The 15,481-nt window shown below is 58.1% G+C and carries 13 protein-coding genes; 2 read left to right on the top strand and 11 right to left on the bottom strand.

All coding sequences use genetic code 11. The features are described from left to right. Positions 1-80 precede the first annotated feature (80 nt). Positions 81-866, top strand: a complete 786-nt coding sequence (locus tag ACJO5Y_RS04460) for an enoyl-ACP reductase FabI (protein WP_406985223.1) — start codon at positions 81-83, stop codon at positions 864-866. Positions 867-910: 44 nt separating this feature from the next. On the opposite strand, the gene ACJO5Y_RS04455 is transcribed toward ACJO5Y_RS04460, so the two are convergent. Continuing rightward, a complete protein-coding gene (locus ACJO5Y_RS04455; protein ID WP_406985222.1) occupies positions 911-1,327 on the bottom strand; it encodes a PilZ domain-containing protein in 417 nt (138 codons plus the stop codon). 19 nt (positions 1,328-1,346) lie between these two features. Beyond that, positions 1,347-3,119, bottom strand: a complete 1,773-nt coding sequence (locus ACJO5Y_RS04450) for a DUF1631 family protein (protein ID WP_406985221.1) — start codon at positions 3,117-3,119, stop codon at positions 1,347-1,349. A gap of 230 nt (positions 3,120-3,349) precedes the next feature. Here ACJO5Y_RS04450 and ACJO5Y_RS04445 point away from each other — a divergent pair, with 230 nt between their 5' ends. Next, entirely contained in the window at positions 3,350-4,423 is a 1,074-nt protein-coding gene (locus ACJO5Y_RS04445; RefSeq protein WP_406985220.1) for a 3-deoxy-7-phosphoheptulonate synthase, read from the top strand. A gap of 36 nt (positions 4,424-4,459) precedes the next feature. Here the strand turns inward: ACJO5Y_RS04445 and cobA are convergent, their stop codons facing one another. The 9 genes from cobA to ACJO5Y_RS04400 form a co-directional block, all read right to left on the bottom strand. Continuing rightward, on the bottom strand, positions 4,460-5,311 hold the full coding sequence (cobA, locus tag ACJO5Y_RS04440; RefSeq protein WP_406985219.1) for a uroporphyrinogen-III C-methyltransferase: 852 nt from the start codon (positions 5,309-5,311) through the stop codon (positions 4,460-4,462). After that, a complete protein-coding gene (gene serS / locus ACJO5Y_RS04435) occupies positions 5,308-6,582 on the bottom strand; it encodes a serine--tRNA ligase (RefSeq protein ID WP_406985218.1) in 1,275 nt (424 codons plus the stop codon). The genes cobA and serS overlap by 4 nt, the downstream gene beginning before the upstream one ends. 91 nt (positions 6,583-6,673) lie before the next feature. Beyond that, positions 6,674-8,014 carry a replication-associated recombination protein A gene (locus ACJO5Y_RS04430; RefSeq protein ID WP_406985217.1) on the bottom strand — a complete coding sequence of 447 codons (1,341 nt, stop codon included), beginning with the start codon at positions 8,012-8,014 and terminating at the stop codon, positions 6,674-6,676. Next, positions 8,014-8,667, bottom strand: coding sequence for an outer membrane lipoprotein periplasmic chaperone LolA (gene lolA / locus ACJO5Y_RS04425; RefSeq protein ID WP_406985216.1), 654 nt, complete (start codon positions 8,665-8,667; stop codon positions 8,014-8,016). Before lolA ends, ACJO5Y_RS04430 begins: the two co-directional genes overlap by 1 nt. A 13-nt stretch (positions 8,668-8,680) precedes the next feature. Further along, the gene (locus ACJO5Y_RS04420; protein WP_406985215.1) at positions 8,681-11,266 is read right to left on the bottom strand and encodes a DNA translocase FtsK; all 2,586 of its coding nucleotides are present in this window, start codon (positions 11,264-11,266) and stop codon (positions 8,681-8,683) included. 6 nt (positions 11,267-11,272) lie between these two features. Then, a complete protein-coding gene (locus ACJO5Y_RS04415; RefSeq protein WP_406985214.1) occupies positions 11,273-12,514 on the bottom strand; it encodes an O-succinylhomoserine sulfhydrylase in 1,242 nt (413 codons plus the stop codon). 30 nt (positions 12,515-12,544) lie between these two features. Then, positions 12,545-14,068, bottom strand: a complete 1,524-nt coding sequence (gene purF, locus ACJO5Y_RS04410) for an amidophosphoribosyltransferase (protein WP_406985213.1) — start codon at positions 14,066-14,068, stop codon at positions 12,545-12,547. A 35-nt stretch (positions 14,069-14,103) separates the two neighbouring features. Continuing rightward, positions 14,104-14,673: a CvpA family protein gene (locus ACJO5Y_RS04405; RefSeq protein ID WP_406985212.1), complete on the bottom strand. Its 570-nt coding sequence runs from the start codon at positions 14,671-14,673 to the stop codon at positions 14,104-14,106. A gap of 94 nt (positions 14,674-14,767) precedes the next feature. Further along, complete coding sequence (locus ACJO5Y_RS04400; RefSeq protein WP_406985211.1) at positions 14,768-15,421, bottom strand: SPOR domain-containing protein; 654 nt, start codon at positions 15,419-15,421, stop codon at positions 14,768-14,770. Positions 15,422-15,481 lie beyond the last annotated feature (60 nt).

Genomic DNA, 15,481 nt, shown 5'->3' with positions numbered 1-15,481 from the left:
CCTACGACCAATTGAGCGTTACCCCTACCGAAACACTTCAGGGATAATGCACGGAAACCGAGAACGCAGGGAGAAAACCAATGGGATTACTCAGTGGCAAGAAAGCACTGATTGTTGGCGTTGCCAGCAAACACTCAATTGCCTACGGCATTGCCGAAGCATTTGCCCGTGAAGGCGCGGAACTGGCCTTCACCTACCAGAACGAGAAACTTCAGTCCCGGGTTGAAAAGTTCGCAGAGGGATGGGGCAGCAAACTCACCTTCCCCTGTGATGTTGCCAGTGACGAAGAAATCGAAAACGTGTTCAAGGAACTCGGGAAGCACTGGGATAATATCGACATCATCATTCATGCGGTTGGCTATGCCCCGGCCCATGAGCTCGATGGCAATTTCGTCGATGTAACCACCCGTGAGGGCTTCAGGATTGCCCACGACATCAGCTCTTACAGCTTTGTCGCGCTCGCGAAAGGCGCCCGTGGCATGATGCACGAAAACAGCTCACTGCTGACACTGAGCTACCTGGGCGCCGAGAAGGTATTGCAGAACTACAACGTCATGGGTCTGGCCAAGGCCTCGCTTGAGGCCAATGTGCGCTACATGGCGGCAAGCCTGGGTCGTGAAGGCATCCGGGTTAACGGTATCTCTGCAGGCCCGATCAAGACCCTGGCGGCATCCGGCATCAAAAGCTTCCGCCGTATGCTGGCTGAAAACGCCAGGCGCGCCCCGCTGCGCCGCAACGTCACCACCGCGGAAGTCGGCAACGCCGCAGCCTTCCTGAGCTCCGACCTGGCCAGCGGTGTCACCGGTGAGATCATGTACGTGGACGCCGGTTTCAACATCACCGGCATGGGCGAACTCGAAGACTGAGTTTGCTGTCTCCACCGGGCTGCAACACGCCCGGTGGAGTATGACTAATCTTCGACCATCACCCTTGAGACCGCTTCCACCCAGTCCAGGTAGGATGTATCGTCCGACTCCTGAATCCCGATACCTACCAGCCATTCGCCAGGACTGCCTTCACGGCACCACACCACTTCCACAGTGAAATGGAACGGCGGGCGCTCGCGACCCAACGTTACACTGGCCGATAACAGTGCCCCTGTGGTTACCGGCTGAGGCGTCACCAGACATAAGCCGCCGGCGGAAAGATCCCTGATACGGCACTCGAGAATCCTCGCGCCCGACGACGGACCACCGGAACTACCGGGCATTCCGGAATCCAGCTCCAGGGTCGCGTACGCACTGGCGAAAAGCCGATAGTCTCCCCGGGAGTCCTTACCTGCCGGCAGGTCTTCGTTATTCCCGAAATTGTAATCCACATCACTCATGGCTCTACACCCAGCTCCCTCAGTTGCGACCAACCCGTATTCGCCCCACAACCCGGCTCAGGGTCTCATCAAATTCCGCGGAGCTGCCCAGCACACGGACCGCCCCCGACAGGACGCCCCGAACCAGTTCATCCCCGGGAAACTCCCTTCTGTTGAGGCCGAGGCGGTCAACAAACACCAGCTTGTTGGAGGCGTTGATCCGCACGGCCAGTTTCAGTCTGAGCGGATCACCACTGGCGTCTTTCTCATTGAGAACAATCCAGCCACCGAGCTTTATGTTATCCACCAGCTTGCGCGCGACCGCCAGCCTTTCCTGCTCCAGGCGCTCCTGCTCCGCCTGTTCGTCAGCCTGGCGCCGTTCCTGCTCTTCGCGCCTGCGGTTGTCGAACTCGGCCTGCCGTTCCGCTTCCTCGGCCCTGCGTCGGGCTTCCGCGGCCTCCTTTTCCCTCTTCAGCGCATCGGCCCGGTTGCGTGCTTCCATGGCGGCTTTCTCCCGCTGCGCCTTCTGTTTTTCCAGCACAGCCGCAAGAGACGTGACCGCATCGGTGAGAATACGACCAAACGGCGTTAACGGGGGTAACGGGCGGATTCGACCCTGGTTTTTTGCGGCCTCGAACTCCGCCCAGGGTTGTAGCCCCAGCTTTACGCCAGAGCCGTTCGTCCACAAAATGTCAGCGGTGTCCGGCAATAACGCAAAAAAGTATCGCCGCTGTTCACCGGGCCCTTCCCCCTCAACAAACCAGTGACCTTCCAGCTCCTCGAGGCGTTGCTGATCCGGCCCTTCGAAAGACAACCAGGCGGTGTCCCAGGAAAAACCGGACTGACCCGACAATCCGTCGGCCAACTCGGGACTCTCTCCCCGCAGACGCGCCATCATCACGGTCTGTATGCCCTCCAGGGCCTTCGCCGGCAGTGGTTCGCCCTGAACCCGTTGCCAGACATCCAGAATACGATCACCGATCTGCTCACCTACGTGATACAGGCGGTTGCGGTCCTTGTCAGACAGCGCCGGATCACCAATCCAGACCAGCCACTCAAGGAGTTTGCCGCTGTGTCGCCAGTTTTCACCATCCATGCCGCCAGACCACACCACCTGTTTCAGCAGCGGCATCCAGTATTCAAAAATGAAGGCGGTAATGGGTCTGGGTAACTGACGATCACGGAGGGCACGTCCCACCAGGGCCCTGGCGGTCTGCTCGGCACGCCGCTGCCTGGCGGCGCCGTTCTCGGTTTCGAGCAGGCGCTGGCGGAATCTGGATATCTGCTGAGCGCGCTTGTCGGAATCCGCCTGCCAATCCCGGCAGAAAGCCTCCAGAGGCTCCCGGGTGCCCGTTTCAAAACAGGCGGAGACGGAGATCACCAGAGAGTCCAGCTGATCCAGCAATACTCTGGATGAGCGTCCCCCGGAATCGCTCCAGCCCCGTAGCTCCTGCAGACCATCCAGCCAGGACAGCAGATTGTCGCTGAAGGCGGCCGCTCCCTCCTCGTTCATGCGCCACGCCAGAAAGAAACGCAGGCGGGCAATCCGCCGGGCAAGCTCGGGGTGCAGCCCGCTGGTCTGCACGAACACATCCATGATGCGATCAGCCACATAGGCTGCGTTAATCTGGCGTACGGACCAGGTCAGGGAGACCGAACGTATCAGCTGTGTCACCCGCTCGTCCCGTTGCTCCGTCCAGCAGGAGAGCAGCAACGGCTTCCAGTCGCTGACGGATTCCGCCGGGACTTTTCCGACCGGATAAGGAAGGTCCGGTATTCGAATGCCGGCGAGGACATCCGAAATCCTTTCCATTACCTGTCCAGGGGGCACTGCTGAAAGCGGTTTCCGCCGGTTCTGAGACATCCGTCATCCGCACGTAAGAAGCGTTGAAATGGGCCACCAAATGACGCAGTATAACCAACTCGCCGGGGTTTACCGCAATGGAAACCGGCTTGTTTAGTTCATATTGGCACGGCCTGCAGGGTACCAGAATCCCTGTCTGAAAGGTCGCTGCACTGCTCAGAACCGGGGAAAACAACAGAATGTCGGGCAACAAACTTGAGAACATAAATGTGGCAAATCAGGAACAACTGATTACCCCTGGAGCGCTAAAGCAGGAACTGCCACTATCCAACGCCGCAGCCGAAACCGTTGAGAAAGGCCGCCAGGCCATCTATGACATCATGGATGGCAAGGATCACCGCCTGTTTCTGGTGGTTGGCCCCTGCTCCATCCATGATGTGGAAGCCGCTCGCGATTACGCCACCAGACTCAAGAAACTTGCCGATGAAGTCAGCGACACGCTGCTGATCGTTATGCGTGTCTATTTTGAGAAGCCGCGCACAACCGTTGGCTGGAAGGGATTGATCAACGATCCGCACCTGAATGACACGTTTGATATCGAACAGGGTCTGCACATTGGCCGCCGGTTGCTTCTGGACATTGCTGAAATCGGTCTGCCAACCGCGACGGAAGCGCTGGACCCGATTTCTCCCCAGTATCTGCAAGACACTATTTCCTGGTCAGCCATAGGCGCGCGCACCACCGAGTCCCAGACGCACCGCGAGATGAGCAGCGGGCTGTCCATGGCCATCGGTTTCAAGAATGGCACGGACGGCAGCCTCGACGTTGCGGTTAACGCCATGAACTCGGTTTCTCATCCTCACAGCTTCCTGGGCATTAACCAGCAGGGCCAGGTCGCGATCATTCGCACCAAGGGCAACAACTACGGTCACGTTGTCCTGCGTGGCGGCGGTGGCAAGCCCAACTACGATTCCGTCAGTGTGGCCCTGTGCGAACAGGCACTGGATAAAGCCAGCCTGCGCAAGTCCGTCATGGTGGATTGCAGCCACGCCAACTCCAGCAAGGACCCGGCTATTCAGCCGCTGGTCATGCAGGACATTACCCATCAGATCCTGGAAGGCAACCAGTCCATCCAGGGCCTGATGGTTGAGAGCAACATCAACTGGGGCAACCAGTCCATTCCCGACGACCTGGCCGACCTGAAATACGGTGTCTCCATTACCGACGCCTGTATTGACTGGCCGACCACCGAAAAGGCCATTCGGGATATGCGCGACAAGCTCCGCGACGTACTTCCGAAGCGAAAAGGCTGAGGTCAGACAAGAACGGGGAGCCAGGCTCCCCGTTTTTTATGGCGTTGTGGTAACTGCCCCGATCCAGTCCAGGCGATCCCGCAAACCGACCACCTGCCCGATAATGACTAGTGTCGGAGGCTGTACCTGGCGCTCGTTCACCCGATCCACAATCGTCGACAGATCTCCGGTGATCACTTCCTGCTCAGGTGTGGTGCCTTTGGACACCAGCGCAACCGGCATATCACTGGCCATTCCGTGAGCCACCAGTTCCCGACAGATGATCGGCAGCCCCACCAGGCCCATATAGAACACCAGTGTCTGGTTATTCTGGACAAAATCCCGCCAGGGCAGATCGCAGGTATCGTTTTTAAGGTGTCCGGTGACAAATCGCACCGATTGGGCGTAGTCGCGGTGAGTCAGCGGTATACCGGAATAAGCGGCGCAACCAGAGGCGGCGGTAATGCCGGGCACCACCTGAAAACGGACACCGGCTTCAGCCAGGGTCTCGATTTCCTCTCCACCGCGTCCGAAGATAAAGGGATCGCCGCCCTTCAGGCGCACGACACGACGACCTTGTCGCGCCAGTTCCACCAGGCGGTGATTAATCTGCTCCTGGGGCAGCGTGTGATTGGCCCGCTGCTTTCCTACATGGATCCGCTCTGCGGACTCCGGAATCAATGCCAGGATCTGCGGTGACACCAGGCGATCGTACAACACCACTTCCGCCGAATTGATCAATCGCCAGGCCTTCAGGGTGAGCAGCTCCGGGTCGCCCGGCCCCGCCCCTACCAGGGCAACTTCCCCGCTGGAGGTATTGGGGTTGTCAGTGACCGGATTGGCCCTGTATCGAACTGGTGCATGCCCTGCCCTTACGCCCTTTCCTGGTGCATCGTCCCGGCTAGTCATTGAATCTTTTCCAAACCTCCCATATACGGCTTCAAGACATCCGGAATCACAATGCTGCCATCGGCTTGCTGATAGTTTTCCATGACCGCAATCAGTGCACGGCCTACCGCAAGACCTGAACCATTGAGGGTATGGACAGGCTCGGGCTTACCGGTTTCCGGGTTACGCCAACGAGCATGCATGCGCCGTGCCTGAAAATCACGGGTGTTGGAACAGGATGAAATCTCACGGAACTTGTCCTGGCCCGGCAGCCAGACCTCCAGGTCATAGGTCTTGGCGGCGGAGAAACCCATGTCGCCGCCGCACAGCGCAACGACCCGGTAAGGCAGCTCAAGCAGCTGGAGGACTTTCTCGGCATGGCCGGTCAGGGTTTCAAGCGCAGCTTCCGAATCTTCCGGACGGACCACCTGAACCAGCTCGACCTTGTCAAACTGGTGCTGACGGATCATGCCTCGGGTGTCACGACCATAAGAGCCCGCTTCGCTGCGGAAGCATGGAGTGTGGCACACCATCTGTAGCGGCAGCTCCTTGGCATCGAGAATGGTATCGGATACCAGGTTTGTTGCCGGCACTTCGGCGGTCGGAATCAGGTACAGGGGATGCTCACCCTCGGTCTTGAACAGGTCTTCCTCGAATTTGGGAAGTTGCCCGGTGCCGTAGAGCGTCTCTGCGTTGACCAGGTATGGCACGTAGGTTTCAGTGTACCCGTGATCGCCGGTATGCAGATCCAGCATGAACTGGGTGAGCGCCCGGTGCAGGCGTGCCACCGGCCCGCGCATCACCGCAAAACGGGAGTGCGCCAGTCGTGATGCGGTTTCGAAATCCAGTCCTTTCAGGCCCTCTCCCAGCGCAACATGATCCTTCGGCTCAAAGTCGAAAGACTTGGGTGTACCCCAGGCACGCACCTCAACATTGTCGTCTTCGCTATCACCTGCCGGCACGTCGTCGTCCGGGAGGTTGGGGATGCCGGCCAGGAAGGCATTCAGCTGTTCCTGCAGTGTCCGGAGCTCGTCCTCAGCGTCTGACTTTTGCTTCTTGAGGTTTTCTACCTCGTCCAGCAACGGCTGGATATCTTCGCCTGCGGCCTTGGCCTTGCCAATCGATTTGGAACGCTTGTTCTGCTCGCTCTGCAAAGTTTCCGTGTGCACCTGGATGGCACGACGGCGCTCCTCAAGCTGCTCGAAGGTGGCGGTATCAAATTCGACATTCTTGACGGCCAGCCGACGGGCGATCTCTTCAGTCTGAGTACGGACGCGTTTGGGATCGAGCATGGTTATCCTGAATTTTCCGATTAGCAATATGTGTTGAATGACAGGCCATTATACCTGCACAGGCGCTGGTGGCTACCGTGCCGGGGCCTGTTCAGGAATAGCGTTTGCGGGAACTTTCGGTGTTGCGGGCATTCAGCCGCTGGCGTTTTTCGGCCAGCTTGATTTCCAGCCCGCGGTTAACCGGTTCGTAATAGCGACGTTGATGGATCGCCTCCGGCAGATAGGATTCACCGGCCGCGAAGGCTTCGGGCTCGTCGTGGGCATAGCGATATTCATCCCCGTGGCCAAGGCTTTTCAGCAGCTTGGTCGGAGCGTTGCGAAGGTGGACGGGTACCTCGTAGTCTGGATCGTTGCGGATGTCTGCCATGCACTGGTTGAAGGCCTTATACACAGCGTTACTCTTCGGCGACATGGCCAGGTACGTCACGGCCTGGGCCAGAGCCAGCTCACCCTCCGGGCTGCCCAGGCGTTCCTGCGCTTCCCAGGCATCCATTGAAAGCTGCAGCGCCCTCGGGTCGGCATTGCCAATATCCTCACTGGCGATACGAACCAGCCGGCGGGCCACATACAACGGATCGCAGCCACCATCGAGCATGCGACACAGCCAGTACAGGGAGCCATCAGGATCCGATCCCCGCACCGATTTGTGAAGGGCGGAGATCTGGTCGTAGAAGACATCGCCACCCTTGTCGAACCGACGCAGGCTGGTCTGGAGTACCTGCTCCAGATGATGATCGGTAATTCGCAGAGTTCCCTGGGGATCTTCCTCGGCAAGGTCCGCTGCCACTTCCAGAATATTAAGCGCCCTGCGGGCATCGCCACCGGAGGCGGATGCCATCATGGCCAACACCGTTTCATCAACGGCTATCTGGCTGTTCAGGCCTTCTTCTGCTTCCAGCGCGCGCCGAAGGAGCACCAGCACATCGCTCTCTTCCAGGTTCTTGAGGACGTAAACCCGGGTTCTCGACAACAGTGCGCTGTTGAGTTCGAAGGAGGGATTCTCGGTGGTTGCACCCACGAAAATAAAGGTGCCGTCTTCGATGTGGGGTAAAAACGCGTCCTGCTGTCCCTTGTTGAAACGGTGCACTTCGTCCACGAACAACAGGGTGTCCCGGCCTTCCGTGTGCTTGCGGTTCTTCGCCCGCTCAACGATGGCGCGGATATCCTTCACGCCACTGAGTACGGCAGAGACGGTCTCAAAACTGAGGTCACCAAGATTGGCCAGCAATTGGGCAAACGTGGTTTTACCAACGCCGGGCGGCCCCCACAAAATCATGGAATGGAGCTGTCCCTGCTCGACCGCTCGCCTCAGCGGCTTGCCTGGGCCCACCAGGTGGGCCTGACCAACGTATTCATCCAGGTTTCGCGGGCGCATTCGGGCGGCGAGCGGCCGAAATCCCTGCTGCTGCCCGGAAAACAGGTTCTCCTGCATCAGGCCCCGTCCCGGATAACGTCCACCTCGTCTGGGTAATCGAGGGTGAAGACCCTGTCTTCAATGGCTTTGTTCAACTCGATCTCATCAAAGCTGAGAACGCTGATCTGCGACAGGGAATCCTCCATGCGCATTTCCTGCAGCTCTCCCTCGTAGAAGGTCAGCCGCAAAGACACAAACAACGAATCCGCATCCCTTGGCTCCAGGGTATACTCGTGGGTATTCTTACCCTTGCTGCGACCTGACACCCTGTAGGTCTCGTCGAGATTGCCGACTTCGCCACTGAGCAGCAACGCCGGGGTTGTCTGAACCTTCTCGTCCAGGCTGTGAACGGTCACTTGCTCCAGGTCAGGGTCGTATACCTCAACGGTTGAGCCATCACTGACAATGAACTGTGAATGTGGTTCTCTGGTTTCCCAGTAAAACAGCCCCGGACGCTTGGCCTTAAGGGAGCCGCGGGATTCCTGGACCCGGTTGCCGTTTTCATTGACGACAATCTGGATAAACCGCGCCTGGTAGGATTCATAGCTTTTCAATGTGTCCGCCAGGTCGGCGGCGGCCTGTTTGCTGGTTTCTTCGGCCTGCACCGTCAATGATGGCATCAGCACAGCCATCAGGAGCGACATCCAGAACAGTCGGGCAAATTGTTTCATCGTCAACTAACTCCTAGTCTCTTGGTGGTGGCGGTGCCAGCACTTCCCGCGCGCCATTATGGCCGGCGGCACTGACCACACCCGATGCTTCCATGGCATCAACCAGGTTTGCCGCCCGGTTGTACCCGATCTTGAATTTACGCTGAACGGAGGAAATGGAAACCCGACGCCCTTCGGTAACGAACGCCACAGCCTCATCAAACAGAGCGTCGGCTTCGTCACCGCCACCCTCGGAAAGGGTCGGTACGCCGGGCAGATTTTCCCCTTCAGCGCCACTTAACACGTCATCCACGTAGACTGGCTCGCCCCGTGCCTTCCAGGCACTGACCACCCGATGAACCTCATCATCATCGACGAATGCACCGTGTACCCGAACCGGCAGACCGGAGCCCGGGGGCAGGTACAGCATGTCACCGTGGCCCAGCAGTTGTTCCGCGCCGCCCTGATCCAGTACGGTACGGGAATCAATCTTGGAAGAGACCTGGAACGACATCCGCGTCGGTATGTTGGCCTTGATCAGGCCGGTGATGACATCCACTGACGGTCTCTGGGTTGCCAGTATCAGGTGAATACCTGCTGCCCGGGCTTTCTGGGCGATCCGGGCAATCAGCTCTTCCACTTTCTTGCCGACGATCATCATCATGTCGGCGAATTCATCAATCACCACCACGATGAACGGCAGGGTTTCCAGTTCAGGGCGTTCCTGCTCATCGTTGGCCAGGTATTCGTCGGGTTTCCACAGTGGATCCAGTAGCGGCTCTCCGGCTGCCGCAGCATCACGGACCTTGCGGTTGTAACCGGCAATGTTACGAACACCCAGGTTGGCCATGAGACGGTAACGACGCTCCATCTCGGCCACGCACCAGCGCAACGCATTGGCCGCCTCTTTCATATCCGTGACCACCGGCGCCAGCAGGTGCGGAATGCCGTCGTAAATGCTCAGTTCGAGCATTTTGGGGTCCACCATGATAAAGCGAACCTCTTCCGGCGTTGCCTTCAGCAGCATGCTCAGCAGCATGGCGTTCACACCCACGGACTTACCGGACCCCGTGGTACCGGCCACCAACAGGTGAGGCATTTTTGCCAGGTTGGCAACCATCGGGTTGCCCCCGATGTCGTTACCCAAGGCCAGCGTCAGGGCGGAGGATGATTCCGTAAACACCCGGGCACCCAGAACTTCGCTCAGGCGAACCATTTCGCGCTCTTCGTTGGGAATCTCGATCCCGACAACGGATTTGCCCGGAATGACTTCCACTACCCGAACGCTCAGGACTGCCAGGGAGCGGGCAAGATCCTTGGCCAGGTTCGATATCTTGCTGACTTTGACCCCCGGCGCCGGCTTGATCTCAAAGCGGGTGATCACAGGTCCCGGATTGACTTCGACCACCTCTATGGAGACTCCGAAGTCCGCCAGTTTTTCTTCCAGCAGCCGCGACATGTGCTCAAGGGATTCTTCCGAATAGCCCTTCTCCTTATGCTCCTCCGGCGGATCAAGCAACGTAATCGGAGGAATCGGGCTTTCCACGTCTTCCAGCAGGGATGGCTGGCTGCCCTTGCCGTTCTTGCCACTTCTGGCAGGCTCATCCCGCTTGAACGGCGATATCTTCAGTGCCCGGGATACGGGGCCGTCAGGCGCAGCCTTTTCTTTTCTGGCGGTGCCATTCACCGAAGGCGGATCCACCGGCTCCATATCATCCCGTGAACTGAAGCTTTCCAGACGTGCGGGTTCCTCGTCTGTCGAGGAGTGCAGGCCATCCATCGCCGGCTCCTTGCGGTCCGCTGACCTTTTGTCGGCCGCTGGCCTGGGCTTTTTGGGACCAAACCCCGGAATCTTGTGCCACCAGCGGCCGCCGGTCGCTTTGTCCGCCCGGGAGCTATCAACCCGATCCTTCACTACCGGCGGTTCCGGCTGCGGCTTCGCAGCAGGTTCAGGCTTTTGTCTTTTAGCAGGCTTTCCATCGGCACTGAACACATTCTTCAGCCAGGTGCCAAAACGGATAGTGGTCAGCCCCACCTGATCCATCAGCCAGAACCAGGACAGACCCGTGGTGACGGTAAGTGCAAACAGGAAAATTGAAATGAGTAGCAGGGTCGTCGCGGGCAGATTGAAGAACCGCACCATGGCTTCGGATACTGCAGTACCCAACACCCCGCCGGAAGACACTCCCAGGCCGAATACGGAGTACAGGGACAGCAGACTGGTCGCCGACAGCAAGATCAACAGGAACCCGCCGAATCGCATCATCAGCAAGGGCCAGTGGAGGTCCAGCGGGTCGTTCCGGCGGCGAATCAGCATCACCGCGTAGCCTGCAATCATCAGCGGGAACAGGAAGGCCACGTGGCCGAAGAAGTCCATCAGCAGGCTGGCAATCCAGGCACCGGTGCGACCGGCGTAGTTATCGACACTGGTTTCATGGCCGATACTGGCCCAACCAGGGTCAGAGGGGCTGAATGTCACCAGTGCCATTGCCAGGTAAATACACAGGGCAATCAGGGCGATCACGGCGCCCTCGCGGCTGCCCTGGGCGGCCAGCCGACGAAATCGCTGCTGTTTTTCAGTCAGTTCCTGTGTCTTCTGTGCTTTTGCAGACTCTGCCATGAATACTCAGACGTTTCCGTTACTGTTATTTTCAAGGGCCCTGAAGCCTCGCTCAAGATCGCTTTTCAGGTCCTCGACCGCTTCAATACCAACCGACAGTCTGACGAGGTTCTCTGTAATGCCGGCTTCCGCCTTGTCTTCCGGAGACAACCGACCATGGGTGGTTGTCGCCGGATGGGTAATCGTGGTTTTCACATCCCCGAGGTTCGCCGTAATGGAAATCATCCGGGTACCGTCAATGAATGCCCAGGCTTCTTCCCTGCCCCCTTTCAGTCGGAACGAGAGCACGCCACCGAAGCCGGTTTGCTGGCGTTTGGCCAGCTCATGTTGCGGGTGGTTCCCCAGTCCGGCATAGAATACCTCGGCCACTGCCGGCTGCTGTTCCAGCCACAGGGCCAACTCTAACGCATTGTCGCAATGGGCTCGCATACGGATTGGTAAGGTTTCCAATCCCTTAAGGAACACCCAGGCGTTGAAGGGGCTCATGGTCGGGCCTGCCGAACGCAGGAATCCATAAACCTCTTCCATCAATTTGTCAGACCCCACTACTACACCGCCAATGCAGCGGCCCTGGCCATCCAGATATTTGGTGGCGGAATGGATGACGATGTCAGCGCCATGTTCAAAGGGGCGTTGCAGTACCGGGGTGCAGAAACAGTTATCCACCACAAACAGGGCGTCATTGTTATGGGCAAGGTCAGCCAATACCTTCATATCCGCGACTTCGCACAGCGGGTTGGACGGTGTCTCAATAAACAGCATCCGGGTTTCCGGCCGGATGGCGGCTTTCCATTGCGCCATATCCGTCAGACTGACAAACGTGGTCTCGACGCCAAACCTGGCCATGTACTTCTGGAACAGCACATTGGTTGTGCCGAAGACGCCCCGGGAACAGATCACATGATCACCGGATTGCAGTAATGACATGCAGGTACTGAGAATAGCGGCCATACCGGACGAGGTTGCCACTGCCCTCTCCCCGCCTTCCATGGCCGCAATACGGCCTTCAAACGCCTGCACCGTCGGGTTGGTGAACCTGGAATAGATGTTACCCGGCTCTTCTCCACCAAACCGTGCGGCAGCCTGGGCCGCACTGCCATAGACAAAGCTGGAGGTCGGGAAGATCGCGTCACTGTGTTCCAGTTGGCCAGTACGGATCTGTCCGGCACGCACCGCCAGGGTGTCAACTGACATGCCTTCGAGATCCGATTCCGGGATCCAGACCTGTTCGTCGCGGCAAAATGTCATGGTTTGCTCCTGAAATTCGCGGTGTGGCGGTTAGTCTTCATCGTTGTACAGATCAATGATGCCGTTATCGGCGGAGTCCCCTCCAGCCGCCTGGAAGCGATTCTCGTCGTTACGCATGGCTTCCAGCTTGTTGAGGTAGGCCTCGTCGACATCCCCGGTGACATAGTTGCCGGTAAAGACGGAACATTCCCAGCCTTCAATGTCAGGGTTCACATCACTGACACAGGTGATCAGATCACCCAGGTCCTGATACAGCAGCCAGTCAGCGCCAATCAGGTCGCGGATCTCATCTTCGGTTCGATCATGGGCGATCAGCTCGCTGGCCGACGGCATATCGATACCGTACACATTCGGATACCGAACGGGGGGCGCGGCCGATGCAAAGTACACGTTACGGGCGCCGGCATCCCGGGCCATCTGCACAATTTCCTTACAGGTGGTGCCACGGACAATGGAATCATCCACCAGCATGACATTCTTGCCACGGAACTCCAGATCGATCGGGTTGAGTTTCTGGCGCACTGACTTCTTGCGCATTTTCTGGCCAGGCATGATGAACGTCCGACCAATGTAGCGGTTCTTGATGAACCCCTCGCGGAACTTCACCCCAAGCAGGTGAGCCATCTGCAGGGCGGATGTCCTGCTGGTATCCGGTATCGGCATCACGACATCAATATCGTGATCCGGGCGCTCTCTCAGTATTTTTTCCGCCAGGGTTTCCCCCATCCTGAGGCGTGCCTTGTATACCGACACCTTGTCGATGATCGAGTCCGGACGGGCAAAATAGACGTGCTCGAAAATACAGGGATACAGGTGCGGATTTTCTGAACACTGCTCAGTGTACAAGGTACCGTCGGTTTCAATGTAAACCGCTTCCCCTGGCGCGATGTCCCTGACCAGCGTATATCCGGCGGCACTCAGTGCCACACTCTCGGAGGCAATCATGTATTCCTTGCCTTCGTCGGTTTCACGCACACCGTAACAGGCCGGACGGATGCCATTGGGGTCACGGAAACCCACGATACCGTACCCGGTAATCATGGCAATCACCGCATAGGCACCACGACAGCGCTTGTGAACTGCACGGACGGCAGAAAAGATTTCATCCTTGGTCGGGTCCAGTTTACCGAGCTTCTGGAGCTCGTGGGCAAACACGTTCAGCAGGACCTCGGAATCCGAGTTGGTATTGATGTGGCGCAGATCAGTACGGAACAGATCCTTGCTGAGATCATCGGCGTTGGTCAGGTTACCGTTGTGAGCCAGGGTGATGCCGTAAGGGCTGTTCACATAGAAGGGCTGGGCTTCGGCCGAACTCGAGCTGCCGGCCGTCGGGTACCGGACATGCCCTATCCCGACATTGCCGACGAGACGGCGCATATGCCGGGTGTGGAACACATCCCGAACCAGCCCGTTGTCCTTACGAAGGTTAAACCGATCATCCTGAAACGTAACAATGCCCGCCGCATCCTGGCCCCGGTGCTGTAGAACGGTCAGCGCATCATAAAGCGACTGATTCACGTTGGAAGTACTGACTATGCCGACAATGCCACACATGGATACGGTAATCTCCGAAGCGTTATTACTGAATGTTAGCGGGACGCGGAAACAGGTTCCACGCCTTCTTTCTGCTGAGGTTCGTCGGGACTGGCAGCGTCATCGGCCGCCGGTCCCAGGAATCGGGCAAATTCATCCCCGAGTGTGCGTCTGGACCAGTCTTCCACGACGGCCAGCCGATCAATCATGATGGAGGTTTTCCACCAGGTGTCCTGAGCCAAAGGGGTATAGCGGGTGAACGCAATGCCCACAATGACCACCACCACGCCACGAAGCAGACCAAACCCCATGCCAAGTACGCGGTCCGTGGCTGACAATCCGGTTGCACGGACAAGGTGGCCGATCATGTTATTAATAATGGCACCGATGATCAGGGTGCCAAAGAACAGAATGGCGAACGCTGCGACCAGGCGAACCAGAGGGGTCTCAACGGTGCTTTCCAGCAGGGACTGCATCTGGGGATGGAATGTCCGGGCGATAATAAACGCGCCGACCCAGGTGACCAGCGACAAGGCTTCTTTAACGAAGCCCCGCTTGAGGCTGATAAGAGTGGATACGGTGATTAGGGCAATGATGACCCAGTCAATCCAGATCAGCGCTTCCATGAAAAACCCGGTGGTGATATTGAAGCGCGAATTCTAACAGGAAACGCCCCCGCACCAAACTGCCGGTTTCGCATAACACTTACGGAAGACCGTGTTATTTGTCCCCGGTGGTCACAAGGCTGTTCAGACCAAACTCGCGATCGAGTGCTTTCTTGGCTCGTTCAGCCTCGGCTTTTTCGGCAAACGGGCCACTGAACACGCGGGTCAGGGTCGCATCGCCACGCTGTATTTCCTGCAGGTGGGAGCTGTAACCGGTATCGCGAACCTTGTTGCGGAGGTTCCGGGCATTATCGGCACTGCCAAAACTTCCCAGCTGGACAACCCAGGCACCTTCCAGAGAGCCGGCGTATTCGGCAGAAGCAGCCTGCTGAGGCTCTTCACCGTCATCCTGTTCGGGCTTGGATTCGTCTGCCACCGGCTGCGACACCGGCTCTTCCTGGGCGGCTTCAGGTTCCGGTGCCGGTTGAGGCGCCGGCGCCTGCTCAACGGGCTCTTCCACCCGCTGTACCTGTTGGGAATCGCTGTCTGCGACTGGTTCCGGTTCATCCGTTTCCTCTAGCCGATAGGCCGGGGCGTCTGCTTCCGGCGGCTCCGGGGCATCAACCTCGGGGAATGGGGGCTCCTCGGGAATCTTGATCGAGTTGGAGGTACGCTCGGAATGGGGCTCGTCAAACAGCATGGGCACAAAAATAACCGCAAGGGAAACCAGTACCAATGCGCCGATTATTCTTTGCTTAAGTCCGTCCACGTCTTGATGTCCCCTGTTTTATACCACTGGCGGCCACGGAAGTTGGCGATCAGGCCAGAT

Origin of the sequence: Marinobacter alkalisoli (assembly GCF_045449855.1) — a bacterium.
Lineage (GTDB): Bacteria > Pseudomonadota > Gammaproteobacteria > Pseudomonadales > Oleiphilaceae > Marinobacter.
Note: the sequence above shows the minus strand (reverse complement) of the source record. Positions and strands in the feature narration are given on the sequence as shown.